This window comes from Sinorhizobium saheli (genome assembly GCF_001651875.1).
GTDB classification, from domain to species: domain Bacteria; phylum Pseudomonadota; class Alphaproteobacteria; order Rhizobiales; family Rhizobiaceae; genus Sinorhizobium; species Sinorhizobium saheli.
Genome location: NZ_LNQB01000035.1, coordinates 1 through 18,203, shown reverse-complemented (window position 1 = coordinate 18,203; position 18,203 = coordinate 1). Strand labels below are relative to the sequence as shown.

At 61.2% G+C, this 18,203-nt stretch carries 14 protein-coding genes, 1 tRNA gene and 1 pseudogene; 15 read left to right on the top strand and 1 reads right to left on the bottom strand.

What is annotated here, in order from left to right; translation table 11 throughout:
* From ATB98_RS27655 to rpoC, 11 genes are all read left to right on the top strand, one after another.
* Window positions 1-83 (top strand): EF-Tu C-terminal domain-related protein (locus ATB98_RS27655; protein ID WP_131820478.1); only part of this gene is annotated, 83 nt, incomplete at its 5' end.
* 399 nt (window positions 84-482) lie between these two features.
* Window positions 483-1,376 carry an NAD-dependent epimerase/dehydratase family protein gene (locus ATB98_RS00945; protein ID WP_066867931.1) on the top strand — a complete coding sequence of 298 codons (894 nt, stop codon included), beginning with the start codon at window positions 483-485 and terminating at the stop codon, window positions 1,374-1,376.
* A 134-nt stretch (window positions 1,377-1,510) separates the two neighbouring features.
* A tRNA-Trp gene (locus ATB98_RS00940) sits at window positions 1,511-1,586 on the top strand.
* A gap of 201 nt (window positions 1,587-1,787) precedes the next feature.
* Window positions 1,788-1,988 (top strand): preprotein translocase subunit SecE, encoded by a 201-nt coding sequence (gene secE, locus ATB98_RS00935; protein WP_012707741.1) that lies wholly within the window; start codon window positions 1,788-1,790, stop codon window positions 1,986-1,988.
* Window positions 1,989-2,004: 16 nt separating this feature from the next.
* Window positions 2,005-2,535, top strand: a complete 531-nt coding sequence (nusG, locus tag ATB98_RS00930) for a transcription termination/antitermination protein NusG (protein ID WP_066867927.1) — start codon at window positions 2,005-2,007, stop codon at window positions 2,533-2,535.
* A 216-nt stretch (window positions 2,536-2,751) separates the two neighbouring features.
* The gene (gene rplK, locus ATB98_RS00925; protein ID WP_034858872.1) at window positions 2,752-3,180 is read left to right on the top strand and encodes a 50S ribosomal protein L11; all 429 of its coding nucleotides are present in this window, start codon (window positions 2,752-2,754) and stop codon (window positions 3,178-3,180) included.
* A gap of 4 nt (window positions 3,181-3,184) precedes the next feature.
* Window positions 3,185-3,883, top strand: a complete 699-nt coding sequence (rplA, locus tag ATB98_RS00920) for a 50S ribosomal protein L1 (protein WP_066867924.1) — start codon at window positions 3,185-3,187, stop codon at window positions 3,881-3,883.
* Between the two features lie 329 nt (window positions 3,884-4,212).
* A complete protein-coding gene (gene rplJ / locus ATB98_RS00915) occupies window positions 4,213-4,731 on the top strand; it encodes a 50S ribosomal protein L10 (RefSeq protein WP_066867920.1) in 519 nt (172 codons plus the stop codon).
* 58 nt (window positions 4,732-4,789) lie between these two features.
* The gene (gene rplL, locus ATB98_RS00910; RefSeq protein ID WP_066867917.1) at window positions 4,790-5,173 is read left to right on the top strand and encodes a 50S ribosomal protein L7/L12; all 384 of its coding nucleotides are present in this window, start codon (window positions 4,790-4,792) and stop codon (window positions 5,171-5,173) included.
* 265 nt (window positions 5,174-5,438) lie between these two features.
* Window positions 5,439-9,581, top strand: a complete 4,143-nt coding sequence (gene rpoB, locus ATB98_RS00905) for a DNA-directed RNA polymerase subunit beta (protein ID WP_066867914.1) — start codon at window positions 5,439-5,441, stop codon at window positions 9,579-9,581.
* Between the two features lie 182 nt (window positions 9,582-9,763).
* Window positions 9,764-13,969: a DNA-directed RNA polymerase subunit beta' gene (rpoC, locus tag ATB98_RS00900; RefSeq protein ID WP_066867910.1), complete on the top strand. Its 4,206-nt coding sequence runs from the start codon at window positions 9,764-9,766 to the stop codon at window positions 13,967-13,969.
* A gap of 102 nt (window positions 13,970-14,071) precedes the next feature.
* On the opposite strand, the gene ATB98_RS00895 is transcribed toward rpoC, so the two are convergent.
* On the bottom strand, window positions 14,072-14,368 hold the full coding sequence (locus ATB98_RS00895; RefSeq protein ID WP_066867907.1) for a transcriptional regulator: 297 nt from the start codon (window positions 14,366-14,368) through the stop codon (window positions 14,072-14,074).
* Between the two features lie 653 nt (window positions 14,369-15,021).
* Here ATB98_RS00895 and rpsL point away from each other — a divergent pair.
* From rpsL to ATB98_RS29715, 4 genes and pseudogenes are all read left to right on the top strand, one after another.
* On the top strand, window positions 15,022-15,393 hold the full coding sequence (rpsL, locus tag ATB98_RS00890) for a 30S ribosomal protein S12 (protein ID WP_003507760.1): 372 nt from the start codon (window positions 15,022-15,024) through the stop codon (window positions 15,391-15,393).
* Window positions 15,394-15,451: 58 nt separating this feature from the next.
* Window positions 15,452-15,922 carry a 30S ribosomal protein S7 gene (rpsG, locus tag ATB98_RS00885; protein WP_012707751.1) on the top strand — a complete coding sequence of 157 codons (471 nt, stop codon included), beginning with the start codon at window positions 15,452-15,454 and terminating at the stop codon, window positions 15,920-15,922.
* A gap of 29 nt (window positions 15,923-15,951) precedes the next feature.
* Window positions 15,952-18,051 (top strand): elongation factor G, encoded by a 2,100-nt coding sequence (gene fusA, locus ATB98_RS00880; RefSeq protein ID WP_066867904.1) that lies wholly within the window; start codon window positions 15,952-15,954, stop codon window positions 18,049-18,051.
* Window positions 18,052-18,122: 71 nt separating this feature from the next.
* Window positions 18,123-18,203: pseudogene (locus tag ATB98_RS29715) on the top strand (GTP-binding protein); the annotation flags it as partial.

The following is an 18,203-nucleotide window of genomic DNA, read 5'->3' as shown; positions in this document are numbered from 1 at the left end:
CGATGGAAGAGAAGCTGCGCTTCGCGATCCGCGAAGGCGGCCGCACCGTCGGCGCCGGCATCGTCGCCTCGATCATCAAGTGATGATCGCGAAGACGATGCCGTCAGCTGCCGACGGCAGCAAGAAAGGTGCAAATGGCGCGCAAGCGCGATTTGCACGCGGCGCCGGCATCGTCGCCTCGATCATCAAGTAATGATCGCGAAGACGATGCCGTCAGCTGCCGACGGCAGCAAGAAAGGTGCAAATGGCGCGCATGCGCGATTTGCACGCGGCGCCGGCATCGTCGCCTCGATCATCAAGTAATTCCGGGTTATTCCGGATTTCGAAGGCCCCGCAGGTGACTGCGGGGCTTTTTCGTTGGGATCGGATGTGCGGCTCTGGTGCACCTTGTGCAAAGCGCCAAAGCGTCTAACTATTGCTCCGCTTTCAGGAGCGCCGTGCCTTTCGGTGCCGGCTTGAGAAACAACAGCAGGGGAGGCGTCATGAAGAAGCGGATTCTCTTTACCGGCGGCGCGGGCAAGGCCGGACGGCACGCCGTGCCCTATCTCGTCGATGCGGGCTATGAGGTTCACAATGTCGATCTCGTGCCGCTCGACAGCCCCGGCGTCACCAATCTGATCGCCGACATCACCGACAGCGGCCAGATGTTCAATGCGCTGTCGATGCACCGCGATTTCCCCGATCTCGACCGGGGAGCGCAGCCCTTCGACGCGGTCGTGCACTTTGCCGCGATCCCGCGCATCCTCATCAAGCCGGACAACGAGACGTTCCGGGTCAACGTGATGGGCACCTATAACGTCATCGAGGCGGCGGTGAAGCTCGGCATCCGCAAGATCATCGTCGCCTCGAGCGAGACGACCTACGGCGTCTGCTTTGCCGAGGGGCACCGGGACTTCCATCACTTCCCGCTCGAGGAGGACTACGACGTCAACCCGATGGACTCCTACGGCCTGTCCAAGGTGGTGAACGAAAATACGGCGCGCGCCTTCGCCGAGCGCTCCGGTTTCGACATATACGCGCTGCGGATCGGCAACGTGATCGAGCCGCATGAATACGAGCATTTCCCGAATTACTTCGCGCATCCGGAAATCCGCAAAAGGATTGCATGGAGCTATATCGATGCGCGCGACCTCGGCCAGATCGTCAAGCTTTGCGTCGAAAAGGACGGCCTCGGATTTACGATTTTCAACGCCGCCAACGACACGGTGTCGGCCAACACACCGTCCCGCGAACTCGCCAGGCGGTTCTATCCGAACGTTCCTTTCACGCGGGAGATCGGCGAGTTCGAAGGGCTCCTGTCCAACAGGAAGATTCGCGAGGTGCTCGGCTTCAAGGAAGAGCACGATTGGCGGAAGTACGTGAAGTTAAAGGATTAGCGGAGGGGCGGCCCGCAAAATTTTCTTGGTGTTTTGCGCCTTTTGATGCGAATGCGCTTGAAAGCGTCCGGCAAACTGAATATGAAGCCGCTGACTTCTGATGCGTTCCGGCTTTCGGGAAAGCGTCGCGGTCTAGGGGTATAGCTCAGTTGGTAGAGCGGCGGTCTCCAAAACCGCAGGTCGGGGGTTCGAGCCCCTCTGCCCCTGCCACTTCCTCCGTTCTTGCCCCGTCGTCGGAAATCGGCCAGAATATGTGGGGGGAACGGGCGGCGCGGCCGTCCTTTATATTCACAAAAAAGACTGATTGGCTCTTGTGGTTTTCAGAATCGGTCTTTATGTAGGGTCCAAACAGACACGCGGTGCGTGGGGCTGACAAGTCGGCTTTACGCGCCGTAATGGCGTGAGCATTTTATGGCATCCAAAACGAATCCGTTCACGTTTCTGCAGCAGGTGCGCTCCGAAACGTCAAAAGTGACTTGGCCTTCGCGGCGCGAGACGACGATCTCGACGCTGATGGTCTTCGTCATGGTCTCTTTTGCCGCCGCCTTTTTCTTTGGTGCGGATCAGTTGATGGGCTGGCTGATGAGCCTGATCCTCAACGTAGGCGCTTGATTGGGTGGAGAGTAGCATGGCTGCGCGCTGGTATATCGTTCACGCCTATTCCAATTTCGAGAAGAAGGTAGCCGAGTCGATCGAGGAGAAGGCCAAGCAGAAGGGTTTGGCGCACCTTTTCGAGAAGATCCTCGTTCCGACCGAGAAGGTCGTCGAAGTCCGCCGCGGCCGCAAGGTCGATTCGGAGCGGAAGTTCTTTCCGGGCTATGTGCTTGTTCGTGCCGAACTGACGGATGAGGCTTATCACCTCATCAAGAACACCCCGAAGGTAACCGGGTTCCTTGGTACGGACAGCAAGCCCGTTCCGATTCCGGACTATGAGGCCGAGCGAATCCTCGGTCAGGTCCAGGATGGTGTCGAGCGTCCGAAGCCGTCGGTCTCGTTCGAGATCGGCGAGCAAGTCCGTGTATCGGATGGCCCCTTCGCGTCCTTCAACGGCATCGTTCAGGACGTCGACGAGGAGCGGTCGCGCCTGAAGGTCGAGGTGTCGATCTTCGGTCGTGCGACCCCGGTCGAACTGGAATACGGCCAGGTCGAAAAGGTCTGAAAGAACGCAGGCTTATGAGAATGGGCAGGTCGAGCGATCGGCCTGCTCGGCGGAGCGATCCGCACGCGCGTGGGAGGTATCCGGTCTTAGCCGGGTCGGTTTGTCCGCACCACGCAACCGCAGCCGCCGGTCGATCGACCGGCAAAGGGCCGGGTGACCGGCTGATGAGTTCCCCTTTCGGTCCTGCCGTAAAGGGGCAATGAGAGGCAGAGAGAAATGGCTAAGAAAGTTGCAGGCCAGCTCAAGCTGCAGGTGAAGGCCGGCTCGGCGAACCCGTCGCCGCCGATCGGTCCTGCGCTTGGTCAGCGTGGCATTAACATCATGGAATTCTGCAAGGCGTTCAACGCCGCCACGCAGGAAATGGAAAAGGGTATGCCGATCCCGGTCGTCATCACCTATTACCAGGACAAGTCCTTCACCTTCGTCATGAAGCAGCCGCCGGTCAGCTACTTCCTGAAGCGCGAAGCGAAGATCCAGTCGGGCTCGAAGACCCCGGGCAAGGCCAAGGCCGGCTCGATCTCCAAGGCTCAGATCCGCACGATCGCAGAGGCCAAGATGAAGGACCTCAACGCGGCCGATATCGAAGGCGCAATGGCAATGGTCGAGGGCTCCGCCCGCTCCATGGGCCTGGAAGTGACGGGCTAAGACCATGGCGAAGATTGCAAAGCGTATACAGAAGTCCCGTGAGGGCATCGATCCGGCGAAGCTCTACGGCCTCACCGAAGCCGTGACGCTCGTCAAGGAGCGCGCGACCGCCAAGTTCGACGAGACGATCGAAGTCGCGATGAACCTCGGCGTCGATCCGCGCCACGCCGACCAGATGGTCCGCGGCGTCGTCAACCTGCCGAACGGCACCGGCCGCTCGGTCCGCGTTGCCGTTTTCGCTCGCGGCGCCAAGGCTGACGAAGCAAAGGCTGCCGGCGCCGACGTCGTCGGCGCGGAGGACCTCGTCGAGATCGTCCAGGGCGGCAAGATCGATTTCGATCGCTGCATCGCCACCCCGGACATGATGCCGCTCGTCGGTCGTCTCGGTAAGGTTCTCGGCCCGCGCGGCATGATGCCAAACCCGAAAGTCGGCACCGTCACCATGGACGTCGCCGCGGCCGTCAAGGCCTCGAAGGGCGGCGCGGTCGAGTTCCGCGTCGAGAAGGCCGGTATCGTTCACGCCGGCGTCGGCAAGGCATCCTTCGATGCCAAGGCGCTGGAAGAGAACATCCGCGCCTTTGCTGACGCGGTGATCAAGGCGAAGCCGACCGGCGCCAAGGGCAACTACGTCAAGCGCGTTGCCATCTCTTCGACGATGGGGCCTGGCCTCAAGATCGATCCGGCGACCATCAGCGCCGCCTGATAGTTTCACGGGCTCCGGCCCGTAGTCGAATTTCCGGCCTTTCGGGGCCGGAAATATCCGGGCTTCGGTCCGGAGTTCCTGTCCGAGATTGCGGGTGGTTCTACCTTAATCACCTTGCCCGCATGAGACGGGTAAGATCTGGATTTCATTTGGCGCCGGAGGCGTCGAAATTCGGTTCGAACCTCGCTTGCCTTGTGTCAGACCCGGCTCTCCCGGGAACGCCAAGGGACAGGATCCTTAAGCGTTGCTTGGGATCGAGAATGATCCCGGGTGACAAAGGCAAACCCGGCAGGGCTGTTCCAAACAACCCTGCCAACTGGAGACAGACAGTGGAAAGAGCGGAAAAACGCGAATTCGTCACGGAGCTGAACGAAGTCTTCAAGGCTTCCGGTTCGGTTGTCGTGGCCCACTATGCTGGTGTCACAGTTGCGCAAATGAACGACTTCCGTTCGAAGATGCGCGCTGCTGGCGGCACCGTCAAAGTCGCGAAAAACCGCCTGGCCAAGATCGCTCTTCAGGGTACGGAGTCCGAGGGGATCATCGATCTCTTCAAGGGACAGACGCTGATTGCTTTCAGCGATGACCCGATTACGGCTCCGAAGGTCGTCATGGATTTCGCCAAGACCAACGACAAGCTCGTTGTGCTCGGTGGTTCCATGGGCGCAACCACGCTCAACGCCGAAGGTGTCAAGTCGCTCGCGACCCTGCCTTCGCTCGACGAGCTGCGCGCGAAGCTGCTGGGCCTCCTCAATGCCCCGGCAACCCGCGTCGCGACGGTTACCGCAGCACCGGCAAGCCAGCTTGCCCGCGTGTTCTCGGCCTACGCCAAGAAGGACGAAGCCGCCTGAGGCGGAATTTCGCTGTTCTTATTAAAACCAGTTCGAACCGAACAAAAGGAAAAGTAAAATGGCTGATCTCGCAAAGATCGTTGAAGACCTCTCCTCGCTGACCGTCCTGGAAGCCGCTGAGCTTTCCAAGCTGCTCGAAGAAAAGTGGGGCGTTTCTGCCGCTGCTCCGGTAGCCGTTGCTGCTGCCGGCGGCGCTGCCGGCGGTGCTGCTGCCGCTGCGGAAGAAGAGAAGACCGAGTTCGACGTTATCCTCGTTGACGCTGGCGCCAACAAGATTAACGTCATCAAGGAAGTCCGTGGCATCACCGGCCTCGGCCTCAAGGAAGCCAAGGACCTGGTCGAGGGCGCTCCGAAGCCGGTCAAGGAAGCTGTTTCCAAGGCTGAAGCAGCCGACCTCAAGAAGAAGCTCGAAGACGCTGGCGCCAAGGTCGACGTCAAGTAATTCGGCGATATGCAAGGGGAGGTGGCCCTCGGGGCCGCCTCTCTTTGACCGTTTTTGGAACATATTACCCAAAAGCCTGTCGCAAAACGGCTTTTGGGTAATGGGTTCTTCAAGAGGATGGTCGCGATCGTGAGACAGCACAGCAATCCGCGCTGGCGTCTTTCGAAAGCTTGACGAGTTTGAACTACTCATTGATCGACGGGATCGACTGGCCAGCGGTTCCCGTCTGTTGCAGGCCCGGATGCAAGATTGACAAGGAGCGACGATGGCTCAGACCCTTTCGTTCAACGGTCGCAGGCGCGTACGCAAGTTTTTTGGTAAAATCCCAGAAGTCGCGGAGATGCCCAACCTCATCGAGGTTCAGAAGGCGTCCTACGACCAGTTCCTCATGGTGGAAGAGCCCAAGGGCGGGCGCCCCGACGAGGGACTTCAAGCCGTTTTCAAATCGGTTTTCCCGATAAAGGATTTCTCCGGCGCTTCCATGCTCGAATTCGTCTCCTACGAATTCGAACCGCCGAAGTTCGACGTCGAGGAGTGCCGCCAGCGTGACCTCACCTATGCGGCGCCGCTCAAGGTGACGCTGCGCCTCATCGTGTTCGATATCGACGAGGATACCGGCGCAAAGTCGATCAAGGACATCAAGGAACAGAACGTCTACATGGGCGACATGCCGCTCATGACGGACAACGGCACCTTCATCGTCAACGGCACCGAGCGCGTCATCGTCTCGCAGATGCACCGTTCGCCGGGCGTCTTCTTCGATCACGACAAGGGCAAGAGCCACTCGTCGGGCAAGCTGCTCTTCGCCGCCCGCGTGATCCCGTATCGCGGCTCCTGGCTCGACATCGAGTTCGACGCCAAGGACATCGTCTATGCGCGCATCGACCGCCGCCGCAAGATCCCGGTGACGTCGCTCCTGATGGCGCTCGGCATGGACGGCGAGGAGATCCTCGAGACCTTCTACACGAAGTCGCTCTACCAGCGCGACGGCGACGGCTGGCGCGTGCCGTTCCAGCCGGATGCGCTGAAGGGCCAGAAGGCGGTTGCCGAGATGATCGACGCCGACACCGGCGAAGTCGTTGTCGAGGCCGGCAAGAAGCTGACGCCGCGCCTGCTGCGCCAGTTGCAGGAAAAGGGCCTGAAGGCCCTGAAGGCAACCGACGACGATCTCTATGGCAACTACCTCGCCGAGGATGTCGTCAACTACGAAACCGGCGAGATCTATCTCGAAGCCGGTGACGAGATCGACGAGAAGACGCTGCCGGTCATCCTTTCGGCCGGTTTCGACGAGATCCCGGTTCTCGACATCGACCACATCAATGTCGGCGCCTACATCCGCAACACGCTTGCGGCCGACAAGAACGAGAACCGCCAGGACGCGCTCTTCGACATCTACCGCGTCATGCGTCCGGGCGAGCCGCCGACCATGGATTCGGCCGAAGCCATGTTCAACGCGCTGTTCTTCGATGCTGAGCGTTACGACCTCTCGGCCGTCGGCCGCGTGAAGATGAACATGCGTCTCGATCTCGACGTTCCGGATACCGTCCGCATCCTTCGCAAGGAAGACATCCTGGCGGTCGTCAAGATGCTCGTCGAGCTGCGTGACGGCAAGGGCGAGATCGACGACATCGACAACCTCGGCAACCGTCGCGTCCGCTCGGTCGGCGAGCTGATGGAGAACCAGTACCGCCTGGGTCTCCTGCGCATGGAGCGCGCGATCAAGGAACGCATGTCCTCGATCGAGATCGACACCGTGATGCCGCAGGACCTCATCAACGCCAAGCCGGCGGCCGCCGCGGTGCGCGAATTCTTCGGTTCGTCGCAGCTGTCGCAGTTCATGGACCAGGTGAACCCGCTTTCGGAAATCACCCACAAGCGTCGTCTTTCGGCTCTTGGCCCGGGTGGTCTCACGCGTGAGCGCGCCGGCTTCGAAGTCCGCGACGTGCATCCGACCCATTACGGCCGCATCTGCCCGATCGAGACGCCGGAAGGCCCGAACATCGGTCTCATCAACTCGCTCGCGACCTTCGCCCGCGTCAACAAGTACGGCTTCATCGAGAGCCCGTACCGCAAGATCGTCGACGGCAAGGTGACGAACGACGTCGTCTATCTGTCGGCGATGGAAGAGGCGAAGTACCACGTCGCCCAGGCGAACTCGGTGCTGGACGACGATGGCTCCTTCGCGGAGGAATTCGTCGTTTGCCGTCACTCGGGCGAAGTCATGCTGGCGCCGCGCGACAACATCAACCTGATGGACGTTTCGCCGAAGCAGCTCGTGTCCGTCGCGGCGGCGCTCATTCCGTTCCTCGAGAACGACGACGCCAACCGCGCGCTGATGGGCTCGAACATGCAGCGTCAGGCCGTGCCGCTGCTGAGGGCAGAGGCGCCGTTCGTCGGCACCGGCATGGAGCCGGTCGTCGCCCGCGATTCGGGTGCCGCGATCGCCGCACGCCGCGGCGGCGTGGTCGACCAGGTCGACGCGACGCGTATCGTTATCCGCGCAACCGAAGACCTCGATCCGTCGAAGTCCGGCGTCGACATCTACCGGCTGCAGAAGTTCCAGCGTTCCAACCAGAACACCTGCGTCAACCAGCGCCCGCTGGTGACCGTCGGTGATGTGATCAACAAGGGCGATATCATCGCGGACGGTCCGTCGACCGACCTCGGTGACCTGGCGCTCGGCCGCAACGCCCTCGTCGCCTTCATGCCCTGGAACGGCTACAACTACGAAGACTCGATCCTGCTCTCCGAGCGGATCGTGCGCGATGACGTCTTCACCTCGATCCATATCGAGGAATTCGAGGTGATGGCGCGCGACACCAAGCTCGGTCCGGAAGAAATCACGCGCGACATTCCGAACGTTTCGGAAGAGGCGCTGAAGAACCTGGACGAAGCCGGCATCGTCTACATCGGCGCCGAGGTCCAGCCGGGCGACATCCTCGTCGGCAAGATCACGCCGAAGGGCGAAAGCCCGATGACGCCGGAAGAAAAGCTGCTGCGTGCCATCTTCGGCGAAAAGGCCTCCGACGTGCGCGACACGTCGATGCGCATGCCGCCGGGCACCTTCGGCACGGTCGTCGAAGTCCGCGTCTTCAACCGCCACGGCGTGGAGAAGGACGAGCGCGCGATGGCGATCGAGCGCGAGGAGATCGAACGCCTCGCCAAGGACCGTGACGACGAGCAGGCGATCCTCGACCGCAACGTCTATGCGCGCCTCGTCGACATGCTCCGCGGCCACATTGCCGTTGCCGGCCCGAAGGGCTTCAAGAAGGGCACCGAGCTTTCGAACGCCGTCGTCAGCGAATATCCGCGCTCGCAGTGGTGGATGTTCGCCGTCGAGGACGAGAAGGCCCAGGGCGAGATCGAAGCGCTTCGCGCCCAGTACGACGAGTCCAAGTCGCGCCTCGAGCAGCGCTTCATGGACAAGGTCGAGAAGGTCCAGCGCGGCGACGAGATGCCTCCGGGCGTCATGAAGATGGTCAAGGTCTTCGTCGCGGTGAAGCGCAAGATCCAGCCGGGCGACAAGATGGCCGGCCGCCACGGCAATAAGGGTGTCGTGTCGCGCATCGTGCCGATCGAAGACATGCCGTTCCTGGAAGACGGCACGCATGTCGACGTGGTGCTGAACCCGCTCGGCGTGCCGTCGCGCATGAACGTCGGTCAGATCCTCGAGACGCATCTCGGCTGGGCTTGCGCCGGCATGGGCAAGAAGATCGGCGCGATGCTCGATGCCTATTACGACAACGGCGACATCGCGCCGCTGCGCACGACGATCGACGACGTCATCGGCTCCGGTCCGAAGGGCGAGCCGATCAAGCAGTATGACGACGCGTCGATCGTGCGGCTGGCCGAACAGACCCGCCGCGGCGTCTCGATCGCAACGCCGGTTTTCGACGGCGCGGTCGAAGCGGACGTAAACGAGATGCTGCAGAAGGCGGGCCTCAAGGTCACCGGTCAGTCGACGCTCTATGACGGCCGTACCGGTGATGCGTTCGACCGTCAGGTGACCGTGGGCTACATCTACATGCTGAAGCTCAACCACCTGGTCGACGACAAGATCCACGCCCGTTCGATCGGACCGTACTCGCTCGTCACCCAGCAGCCGCTGGGCGGCAAGGCGCAGTTCGGCGGCCAGCGCTTCGGCGAAATGGAGGTCTGGGCGCTGGAAGCCTACGGCGCCGCCTACACGCTGCAGGAAATGCTGACCGTCAAGTCGGACGACGTGGCCGGCCGTACCAAGGTCTACGAAGCGATCGTCCGCGGCGACGACACCTTCGAGGCGGGCATTCCGGAGAGCTTCAACGTTCTCGTCAAGGAAATGCGCTCGCTCGGCCTCTCGGTCGAACTCGAGAGCTCGAAGGTCGACGATCTCGGTGCTGCGGCGCAATTGCCGGACGCAGCGGAATAAGACGACATCAGGTGCGTGCCGCGACGGCAGCACGCACCGCTTCCGCCGCTGGGCATCCGTCCGCGGCAGGAACAGGGCCGCACGCGATGCGGTTTTAGCCGTTTAAGGGGCAGGGGCCGGCGCCCGGGATTTGCCGGCATCCCCGCCAAGCTCAGGGCCTAGTGCCCGCAAAGGAGACAGGCATGAACCAAGAGGTCATGAATCTTTTCAATCCGCAGGTGCCTGCACAGACCTTCGATTCCATCCGGATTTCGATTGCGTCGCCGGAGAAGATTCTTTCCTGGTCTTACGGTGAGATCAAGAAACCGGAGACGATCAACTACCGGACCTTCAAGCCGGAACGCGACGGTCTGTTCTGCGCCCGCATCTTCGGTCCGATCAAGGACTACGAGTGCCTGTGCGGCAAGTACAAGCGCATGAAGTACAAGGGCATCATCTGCGAAAAGTGCGGCGTCGAGGTGACGCTGTCGCGCGTTCGCCGTGAGCGCATGGGCCATATCGAGCTCGCCGCGCCGGTTGCCCACATCTGGTTCCTGAAGTCGCTGCCGAGCCGTATCGCGACGCTGCTCGACATGACGCTCAAGGATATCGAGCGCGTCCTCTATTTCGAGAACTACATCGTCACCGAGCCGGGCCTGACGTCGCTCAAGGAAAACCAGCTCCTGACCGAAGAAGACTACATGCTCGCGGTCGACGAGTTCGGTGAAGACCAGTTCACCGCGATGATCGGCGCCGAGGCGATCTACGAGATGCTCGCCTCGATGAATCTCGAGAAGATCGCCGGCGATCTGCGCACGGAGATGGCCGAGACGACGTCGGATCTGAAGCAGAAGAAGCTGATGAAGCGGCTGAAGATCGTCGAGAACTTCATGGAGTCCGGCAACCGTCCGGAGTGGATGATCATGAAGGTCGTCCCGGTGATTCCGCCGGATCTGCGACCGCTCGTCCCGCTCGATGGCGGCCGCTTCGCGACGTCGGATCTGAACGATCTCTACCGCCGCGTGATCAACCGCAACAACCGCCTGAAGCGGCTGATCGAGCTGCGCGCGCCGGGCATCATCATCCGCAACGAAAAGCGCATGCTGCAGGAATCCGTCGATGCGTTGTTCGACAACGGCCGTCGCGGCCGCGTCATCACGGGCGCCAACAAGCGTCCGCTGAAATCGCTCTCCGACATGCTGAAGGGCAAGCAGGGGCGCTTCCGCCAGAATCTGCTCGGCAAGCGCGTCGACTATTCCGGCCGTTCGGTCATCGTGACCGGTCCGGAGCTGAAGCTGCATCAGTGCGGCCTGCCGAAGAAGATGGCGCTCGAACTCTTCAAGCCGTTCATCTATGCCCGCCTCGACGCCAAGGGCTATTCCTCGACCGTCAAGCAGGCGAAGAAGCTGGTGGAAAAGGAAAAGCCGGAAGTCTGGGATATCCTCGACGAGGTCATCCGCGAGCACCCGGTTCTGCTCAACCGCGCACCGACGCTGCACCGCCTGGGCATCCAGGCCTTCGAACCGATCCTGGTCGAAGGCAAGGCGATCCAGTTGCATCCGCTCGTCTGCACGGCCTTCAATGCCGACTTCGACGGCGACCAGATGGCCGTTCACGTGCCGCTGTCGCTCGAGGCGCAGCTCGAAGCCCGCGTGCTGATGATGTCGACGAACAACATCCTGCATCCGGCCAACGGTGCCCCGATCATCGTGCCGTCGCAGGACATGGTTCTCGGCCTCTACTACCTCTCGATCATGAACCAGAACGAGCCGGGCGAAGGCATGGCCTTCTCCGACATGGGCGAACTGCACCATGCGCTGGAGACCAAGGCCGTCACCCTGCACGCCAAGATCCGCGGCCGCTACAAGACCGTCGATGCCGAGGGCAACCCGGTTTCGAAGATCTATGAGACGACCCCCGGCCGCATGATCATCGGTGAGCTCCTGCCGAAGAACCCGAACATTCCGTTCGACATCTGCAACCAGGAGATGACCAAGAAGAACATCTCCAAGATGATCGACACGGTCTACCGCCATTGCGGCCAGAAGGACACGGTCATCTTCTGCGACCGGATCATGCAGCTCGGCTTCTCCCATGCCTGCCGCGCCGGCATCTCGTTCGGCAAGGACGACATGGTGATTCCGGACACGAAGGCCAAGATCGTCGGCGACACCGAAGCGCTCGTGAAGGAATACGAGCAGCAGTACAATGACGGTCTCATCACCCAAGGCGAGAAGTACAACAAGGTCGTCGACGCCTGGGGCAAGGCAACCGAGAAGGTCGCCGAAGAAATGATGGCGCGCATCAAGGCGGTCGAGTTCGACGACAGCGGCCGTCAGAAGCCGATGAACTCGATCTACATGATGTCGCACTCGGGCGCCCGCGGTTCGCCGAACCAGATGCGCCAGCTGGGCGGCATGCGCGGCCTGATGGCCAAGCCGTCGGGCGAAATCATCGAGACGCCGATCATTTCGAACTTCAAGGAAGGCCTGACCGTGAACGAGTACTTCAACTCGACGCACGGTGCCCGCAAGGGTCTCGCCGACACCGCCTTGAAGACCGCGAACTCGGGTTACCTCACCCGTCGTCTCGTCGACGTGGCCCAGGACTGCATCGTCACGCACACGGATTGCGGTACCGACAAGGGCCTGACCATGACGGCGATCGTCGATGCCGGTCAGGTCGTTGCCTCGCTCGGCCAGCGTATCCTCGGCCGTACGGCGCTCGACAACATCGACAACCCGATCACTGGCGACCGCATCGTCGACGCCGGCAAGATGATCATGGAAGCGGACGTCGCCGAGATCGAGAAGGCCGGCATCCAGTCCGTCCGTATCCGTTCGGCCCTGACCTGCGAAATCCAGACCGGCGTCTGCGGCGTCTGCTACGGCCGAGACTTGGCCCGTGGTACACCGGTCAACATGGGCGAGGCGGTCGGCGTCATCGCGGCGCAGTCGATCGGTGAGCCGGGCACGCAGCTCACCATGCGTACGTTCCACCTTGGTGGTACGGCGACCGTGGTCGACCAGTCGTTCCTGGAAGCCTCCTATGAAGGTACGGTCCAGATCAAGAACCGCAACATGCTGCGCAACTCCGATGGCGTCCTCGTCGCCATGGGCCGCAACATGGCTGTCCAGATCCTCGACGAACGCGGTGTCGAGCGCTCCTCGCAGCGCGTCGCCTACGGTTCGAAGATCTTCGTCGACGACGGCGACAAGGTGAAGCGCGGTCAGCGTCTCGCCGAGTGGGACCCCTATACCCGTCCGATGATGACGGAAGTGGAGGGTACCGTTCACTTCGAAGACGTGATCGACGGCATCTCGGTTCTGGAATCGACCGACGAGTCCACCGGCATCACCAAGCGCCAGGTTATCGACTGGCGCTCGACGCCGCGCGGTACGGACTTGAAGCCCGCGATCGTCATCAAGGACAAGAACGGCAACATCGCCAAGCTTGCCCGCGGCGGCGAAGCCCGCTTCATGCTCTCGGTCGACGCGATCCTCTCGGTCGAGCCGGGGCAGAAGGTCAGCCAGGGTGACGTTCTTGCCCGTTCGCCGCTCGAAAGCGCCAAGACCAAGGACATCACCGGCGGTCTGCCGCGCGTGGCCGAGCTGTTCGAGGCTCGCCGTCCGAAGGATCACGCCATCATCGCCGAGATCGATGGCACGGTTCGCTTCGGCCGCGATTACAAGAACAAGCGTCGCGTGATGATCGAGCCGGCGGAAGACGGTGTCGAGCCGGTCGAATACCTGATCCCGAAGGGCAAGCCCTTCCATCTTCAGGACGGCGACTACATCGAAAAGGGCGACTACATCCTCGACGGCAACCCGGCGCCGCACGACATCCTGGCGATCAAGGGCGTGGAAGCGCTTGCTTCCTACCTCGTCAACGAGATCCAGGAAGTCTATCGTCTGCAGGGCGTTGTCATCAACGACAAGCACATCGAGGTGATCGTCCGGCAGATGCTGCAGAAGGTGGAGATCACCGATGCCGGCGACTCGAACTACATCGTCGGCGACAACGTCGACCGCATCGAGCTCGAGGACGTCAACGATGCGCTCATCGCCGAAGGCAAGAAGCCTGCGTCCGGCGATCCGGTGCTGCTCGGCATCACCAAGGCATCGCTGCAGACGCCGTCCTTCATCTCGGCCGCATCGTTCCAGGAAACCACCAAGGTCCTGACCGAGGCTGCGGTTGCCGGCAAGACGGACGGTCTGCAGGGCCTGAAGGAAAACGTCATCGTCGGCCGTCTCATCCCGGCCGGCACCGGTGGCACGATGACGCAGATCCGCCGCATCGCCACGGCGCGCGATGAGCTGATCCTCGAAGAACGCCGCAAGGGCACGGGTGCGGAAGCGGCGACGCCGATGCTGGCCGACATGGCCGACGACCACGCCGCTGCGGAATAAGAAAAGGGGAGGGTGTCGATCACCCTCCCGACGCAAAGAAGAAGCCGCCCGGATCGCTCCGGGCGGCTTCTTTCTTTTGTGTGTGCCGTTCGGGCGGGCCGATCAGCTGAATCGAATGATCGCGACCTCGCCCTCGAGCGCACCCTGGTAGGCAGAGGCGTGCGGCTCCTCGTCCGGTATGCCGTCTAAGGTGCCGATCTGGTCGAGATCGGCCTCGAGAAAGCCTTCCTCGGCAAGCGCGTTCAGTGCCTCGCGCACGGCGGTGTCGTCGTCGGGTGCCTGCAGCATGACGTGAATCTGGACGCCTTCGTCGTCACCATCGGCCTCGTAGGCCTTGCCGATGATGATGAAGATCAGCGGCTCGTCGGGCGCATTGTCGTTGTCCGGAGTGACGGGCATAAAACATCCTCTTCAAAGATATTGGCGCGGCATCGCGACGAATTCGCGGCGAAACGGCGAAGCGATGGGCGCGATCGACTCTCATGTAGTGAGACGCAGGATGCGGACGGGAAACCGGACACATTTTGCCTCGCCCCGGGTCTACTGCATAATTGAACAAATCGGAACCCGTCCGGGGAATCGATGGCCGACTCACGATCGTGGAAAACGGCAGAAGGAGGTTGCCGGTTCCTTAATTGGTCGCGATGATGTGCCGGCGCGGGAAGATTGCCGCTTGCGAAGGCAGGGCCACGGGCCAGAAAGCCTTGTTTTCCGGGCATGTCAGCGCTCAGAAGCCGAGATTATTTCCTAATTGCCCTTGACGGATCGCCCTGAAATCAGTACACCCCGCCGCATCAGAGCCCATGTGAGGCTGGCTGGTTCGGAACGACGCGTTCTGGAGTTCGCCTCAAACAAGGTTCAAAACGCACGCTGACGACACAATGCTGCACGCAAGACGCGCGAAATAGTGCGTCCTCTGCTTTTGTTGGGGCCATCTGCGGAAAAGCGGATCGGCCCTCGTTTTGCGCATTTCATAGGCGTTCGATACCGCCGGCGACGGCAAACGATCCGCCCGAAAGGGTAACGAGAAAAGTTTTGTAAGGGATGGTTAGATGCCTACCGTAAACCAGCTGATCCGCAAGCCGCGTCAGGCACAGGTAAAGCGCAACAAGGTTCCTGCCCTGCAGGAAAACCCGCAGAAGCGCGGCGTTTGTACCCGCGTCTACACGACGACCCCGAAGAAGCCGAACTCGGCTCTCCGTAAGGTTGCAAAGATTCGCCTGACGAACGGCTTCGAAGTGATCGGCTACATTCCGGGCGAGGGCCACAATCTTCAGGAGCACTCCGTGGTCATGATCCGCGGCGGCCGCGTGAAGGACCTTCCGGGTGTTCGTTACCACATCATCCGCGGCGTTCTCGATACGCAGGGTGTGAAGAACCGCAAGCAGCGCCGCTCCAAGTACGGCGCGAAGCGTCCGAAATAACATCGCAACCGGCGCCATTTCGCTGGTCAGAAGATATAAAAGTTGAGAGACGAAAAGTATGTCCCGACGTCACAGAGCAGAAAAGCGTGAGATCAACCCGGATCCGAAGTTCGGTGATCTGGTCGTCACGAAGTTCATGAACGCAATCATGCTGGACGGCAAGAAGTCCGTCGCAGAAAGCATCGTCTACGGTGCCTTCGAGGCGGTCCAGTCGAAGCTGAAGCAGGAGCCGGTTGCCGTGTTCCATTCCGCCCTCGACAATATTGCTCCGCACGTCGAAGTGCGTTCGCGCCGCGTCGGTGGTGCTACCTACCAGGTTCCGGTCGATGTTCGTCCGGAGCGTCGCCAGGCTCTCGCTATCCGCTGGCTGATCGCGGCTGCCCGCAAGCGCAACGAAACGACCATGGTCGATCGCCTCTGCGGCGAACTCATGGACGCGGCGAACAACCGTGGCAGCGCCGTCAAGAAGCGCGAAGACACCCACAAGATGGCTGATGCCAACCGTGCGTTCTCGCACTACCGTTGGTAATCAGGAAAAGGTCCGAAAGGCAGTCTCTCATGGCTCGCGAATATAAAATCGAAGATTACCGAAATTTCGGTATCATGGCGCACATCGACGCCGGCAAGACGACGACGACTGAGCGTATCCTTTACTACACCGGCAAGTCCCACAAGATCGGCGAAGTCCATGACGGCGCCGCAACCATGGACTGGATGGAGCAGGAGCAGGAGCGCGGCATCACGATCACGTCTGCCGCCACGACGACCTTCTGGAAGGGTCGCGACGGCAAGATGCGCCGCTTCAACATCATCGACACCCCCGGTCACGTTGACTTCACCATCGAAGTCGAGCGTTCGCTGCGTGTTCTCGATGGCGCAATCGCGCTTCTCGATGCAAATGCCGGCGTCGAGCCGCAGACCGAAACCGTCTGGCGCCAGGCTGAGAAGTACCATGTTCCGCGCATGATCTTCTGCAACAAGATGGACAAGACCGGTGCGGACTTCTACCGCTCCGTCGAGATGATCAAGTCCCGTCTCGGCGCGATTCCGGTCGTCATGCAGCTGCCGATCGGTGCTGAGAGCGAATTCAAGGGCGTTGTCGACCTGATTGAGATGAACGCTCTCGTTTGGCGCGATGAACAGCTTGGCGCCCAGTGGGACGTCGTCGAGATCCCGGCCGACCTCAAGGAAAAGGCCGAGGAATACCGCGAGAAGCTCATCGAAACCGTCGTCGAAATCGACGAAGCGGCGATGGAAGCCTATCTCGAAGGCACCTATCCGGACAACGACAAGATCCGCGAACTGGTTCGTCGCGGCACCATCGAGGTGAAGTTCCACCCGATGTTCTGCGGCACGGCCTTCAAGAACAAGGGTGTTCAGCCGCTGCTCGACGCGGTCGTCGACTACCTGCCGTCGCCGGTCGACATTCCGGCCATCAAGGGCATCGACGTCAAGACCGAAGGTGAAATCACCCGCAACGCTGACGACAACGAGCCCCTTTCGATGCTGGCGTTCAAGATCATGAACGACCCCTTCGTCGGTTCGCTGACCTTCGCTCGCATCTATTCCGGCAAGCTCGAAAAGGGCACGTCGGTCATGAATACGGTCAAGGAAAAGCGCGAGCGCGTCGGCCGCATGCTGCAGATGCACTCGAACTCGCGTGAAGACATCGAGGAAGCTTTTGCCGGCGACATCGTCGCGCTGGCCGGCCTCAAGGAAACCACGACCGGCGACACGCTCTGCGATCCGCTGAAGCCGGTTATCCTCGAGCGCATGGAATTCCCCGAGCCGGTCATCCAGATCGCCATCGAGCCGAAGACCAAGGGCGACCAGGAAAAGATGGGCCTCGCGCTCAACCGCCTGGCAGCCGAAGATCCGTCGTTCCGCGTCAAGACGGACGAAGAATCCGGCCAGACGATCATCGCCGGCATGGGCGAACTTCACCTCGACATCATCGTCGACCGCATGCGTCGCGAGTTCAAGGTCGAAGCGTCGGTCGGTGCCCCGCAGGTTGCTTACCGCGAGACGATCACGCGTCAGCACGAAGAAGACTACACGCACAAGAAGCAGTCTGGTGGTACCGGTCAGTTCGCACGCGTCAAGATCGTCTTCGAGCCGAATCCGGACGGCGAGGACTTCGTATTCGAATCCAAGATCGTCGGCGGCGCTGTTCCGAAGGAGTACATCCCGGGCGTTCAGAAGGGCATTGAAAGCGTTCTGTCCTCGGGCCCGCTCGCTGGCTTCCCGATGCTGGGCGTCAAGGCGACGCTCATCGACGGTGCGTTCCACGATGTCGACTCGTCGGTCCTGGCGTTCGAAATCGCTTCTCGCGCTTGCTTCCGTGAGGCCGCGAAGAAGGCCGGCGCTCAGCTCCTCGAGCCGATCATGAAGGTCGAGGTCGTGACGCCGGAAGATTACGTCGGTGACGTGATCGGTGACCTGAACTCGCGCCGTGGCCAGATCCAGGGCCAGGAATCGCGTGGCGTCGCCGTGGTCATCAACGCCCACGTGCCGCTCGCGAACATGTTCAAGTACGTGGACAACCTGCGCTCCATGTCGCAGGGCCGCGCTCAGTACACGATGCTGTTCGATCACTACGCGCCGGTTCCGTCGAACGTCGCGCAGGAAATCCAGGCGAAGTATTCCGGTCAGAAGTGACCGGAATAGCCTCGCGCTGAAACAGATAGATAAGATTTCCCCTCTAGGGGACAGGAAACGGAGAGCCGGAAATGGCAAAGAGCAAATTCGAGCGCAATAAGCCGCACGTCAACATCGGCACGATTGGCCACGTTGACCATGGCAAGACGTCG

What these genes read in the sequence shown, in the direction of transcription:
- ATB98_RS00945 (WP_066867931.1), top strand. Translation starts at nt 483, where the DNA reads ATGAAGAAGCGGATTCTCTTTACCGGCGGCGCGGGCAAGGCCGGACGG.
- secE (WP_012707741.1), top strand. Translation starts at nt 1,788, where the DNA reads ATGGCATCCAAAACGAATCCGTTCACGTTTCTGCAGCAGGTGCGCTCC.
- nusG (WP_066867927.1), top strand. Translation starts at nt 2,005, where the DNA reads ATGGCTGCGCGCTGGTATATCGTTCACGCCTATTCCAATTTCGAGAAG.
- rplK (WP_034858872.1), top strand. Translation starts at nt 2,752, where the DNA reads ATGGCTAAGAAAGTTGCAGGCCAGCTCAAGCTGCAGGTGAAGGCCGGC.
- rplA (WP_066867924.1), top strand. Translation starts at nt 3,185, where the DNA reads ATGGCGAAGATTGCAAAGCGTATACAGAAGTCCCGTGAGGGCATCGAT.
- rplL (WP_066867917.1), top strand. Translation starts at nt 4,790, where the DNA reads ATGGCTGATCTCGCAAAGATCGTTGAAGACCTCTCCTCGCTGACCGTC.
- rpoB (WP_066867914.1), top strand. Translation starts at nt 5,439, where the DNA reads ATGGCTCAGACCCTTTCGTTCAACGGTCGCAGGCGCGTACGCAAGTTT.
- rpoC (WP_066867910.1), top strand. Translation starts at nt 9,764, where the DNA reads ATGAACCAAGAGGTCATGAATCTTTTCAATCCGCAGGTGCCTGCACAG.
- ATB98_RS00895 (WP_066867907.1), bottom strand. Translation starts at nt 14,368, where the DNA reads ATGCCCGTCACTCCGGACAACGACAATGCGCCCGACGAGCCGCTGATC.
- rpsL (WP_003507760.1), top strand. Translation starts at nt 15,022, where the DNA reads ATGCCTACCGTAAACCAGCTGATCCGCAAGCCGCGTCAGGCACAGGTA.
- rpsG (WP_012707751.1), top strand. Translation starts at nt 15,452, where the DNA reads ATGTCCCGACGTCACAGAGCAGAAAAGCGTGAGATCAACCCGGATCCG.
- fusA (WP_066867904.1), top strand. Translation starts at nt 15,952, where the DNA reads ATGGCTCGCGAATATAAAATCGAAGATTACCGAAATTTCGGTATCATG.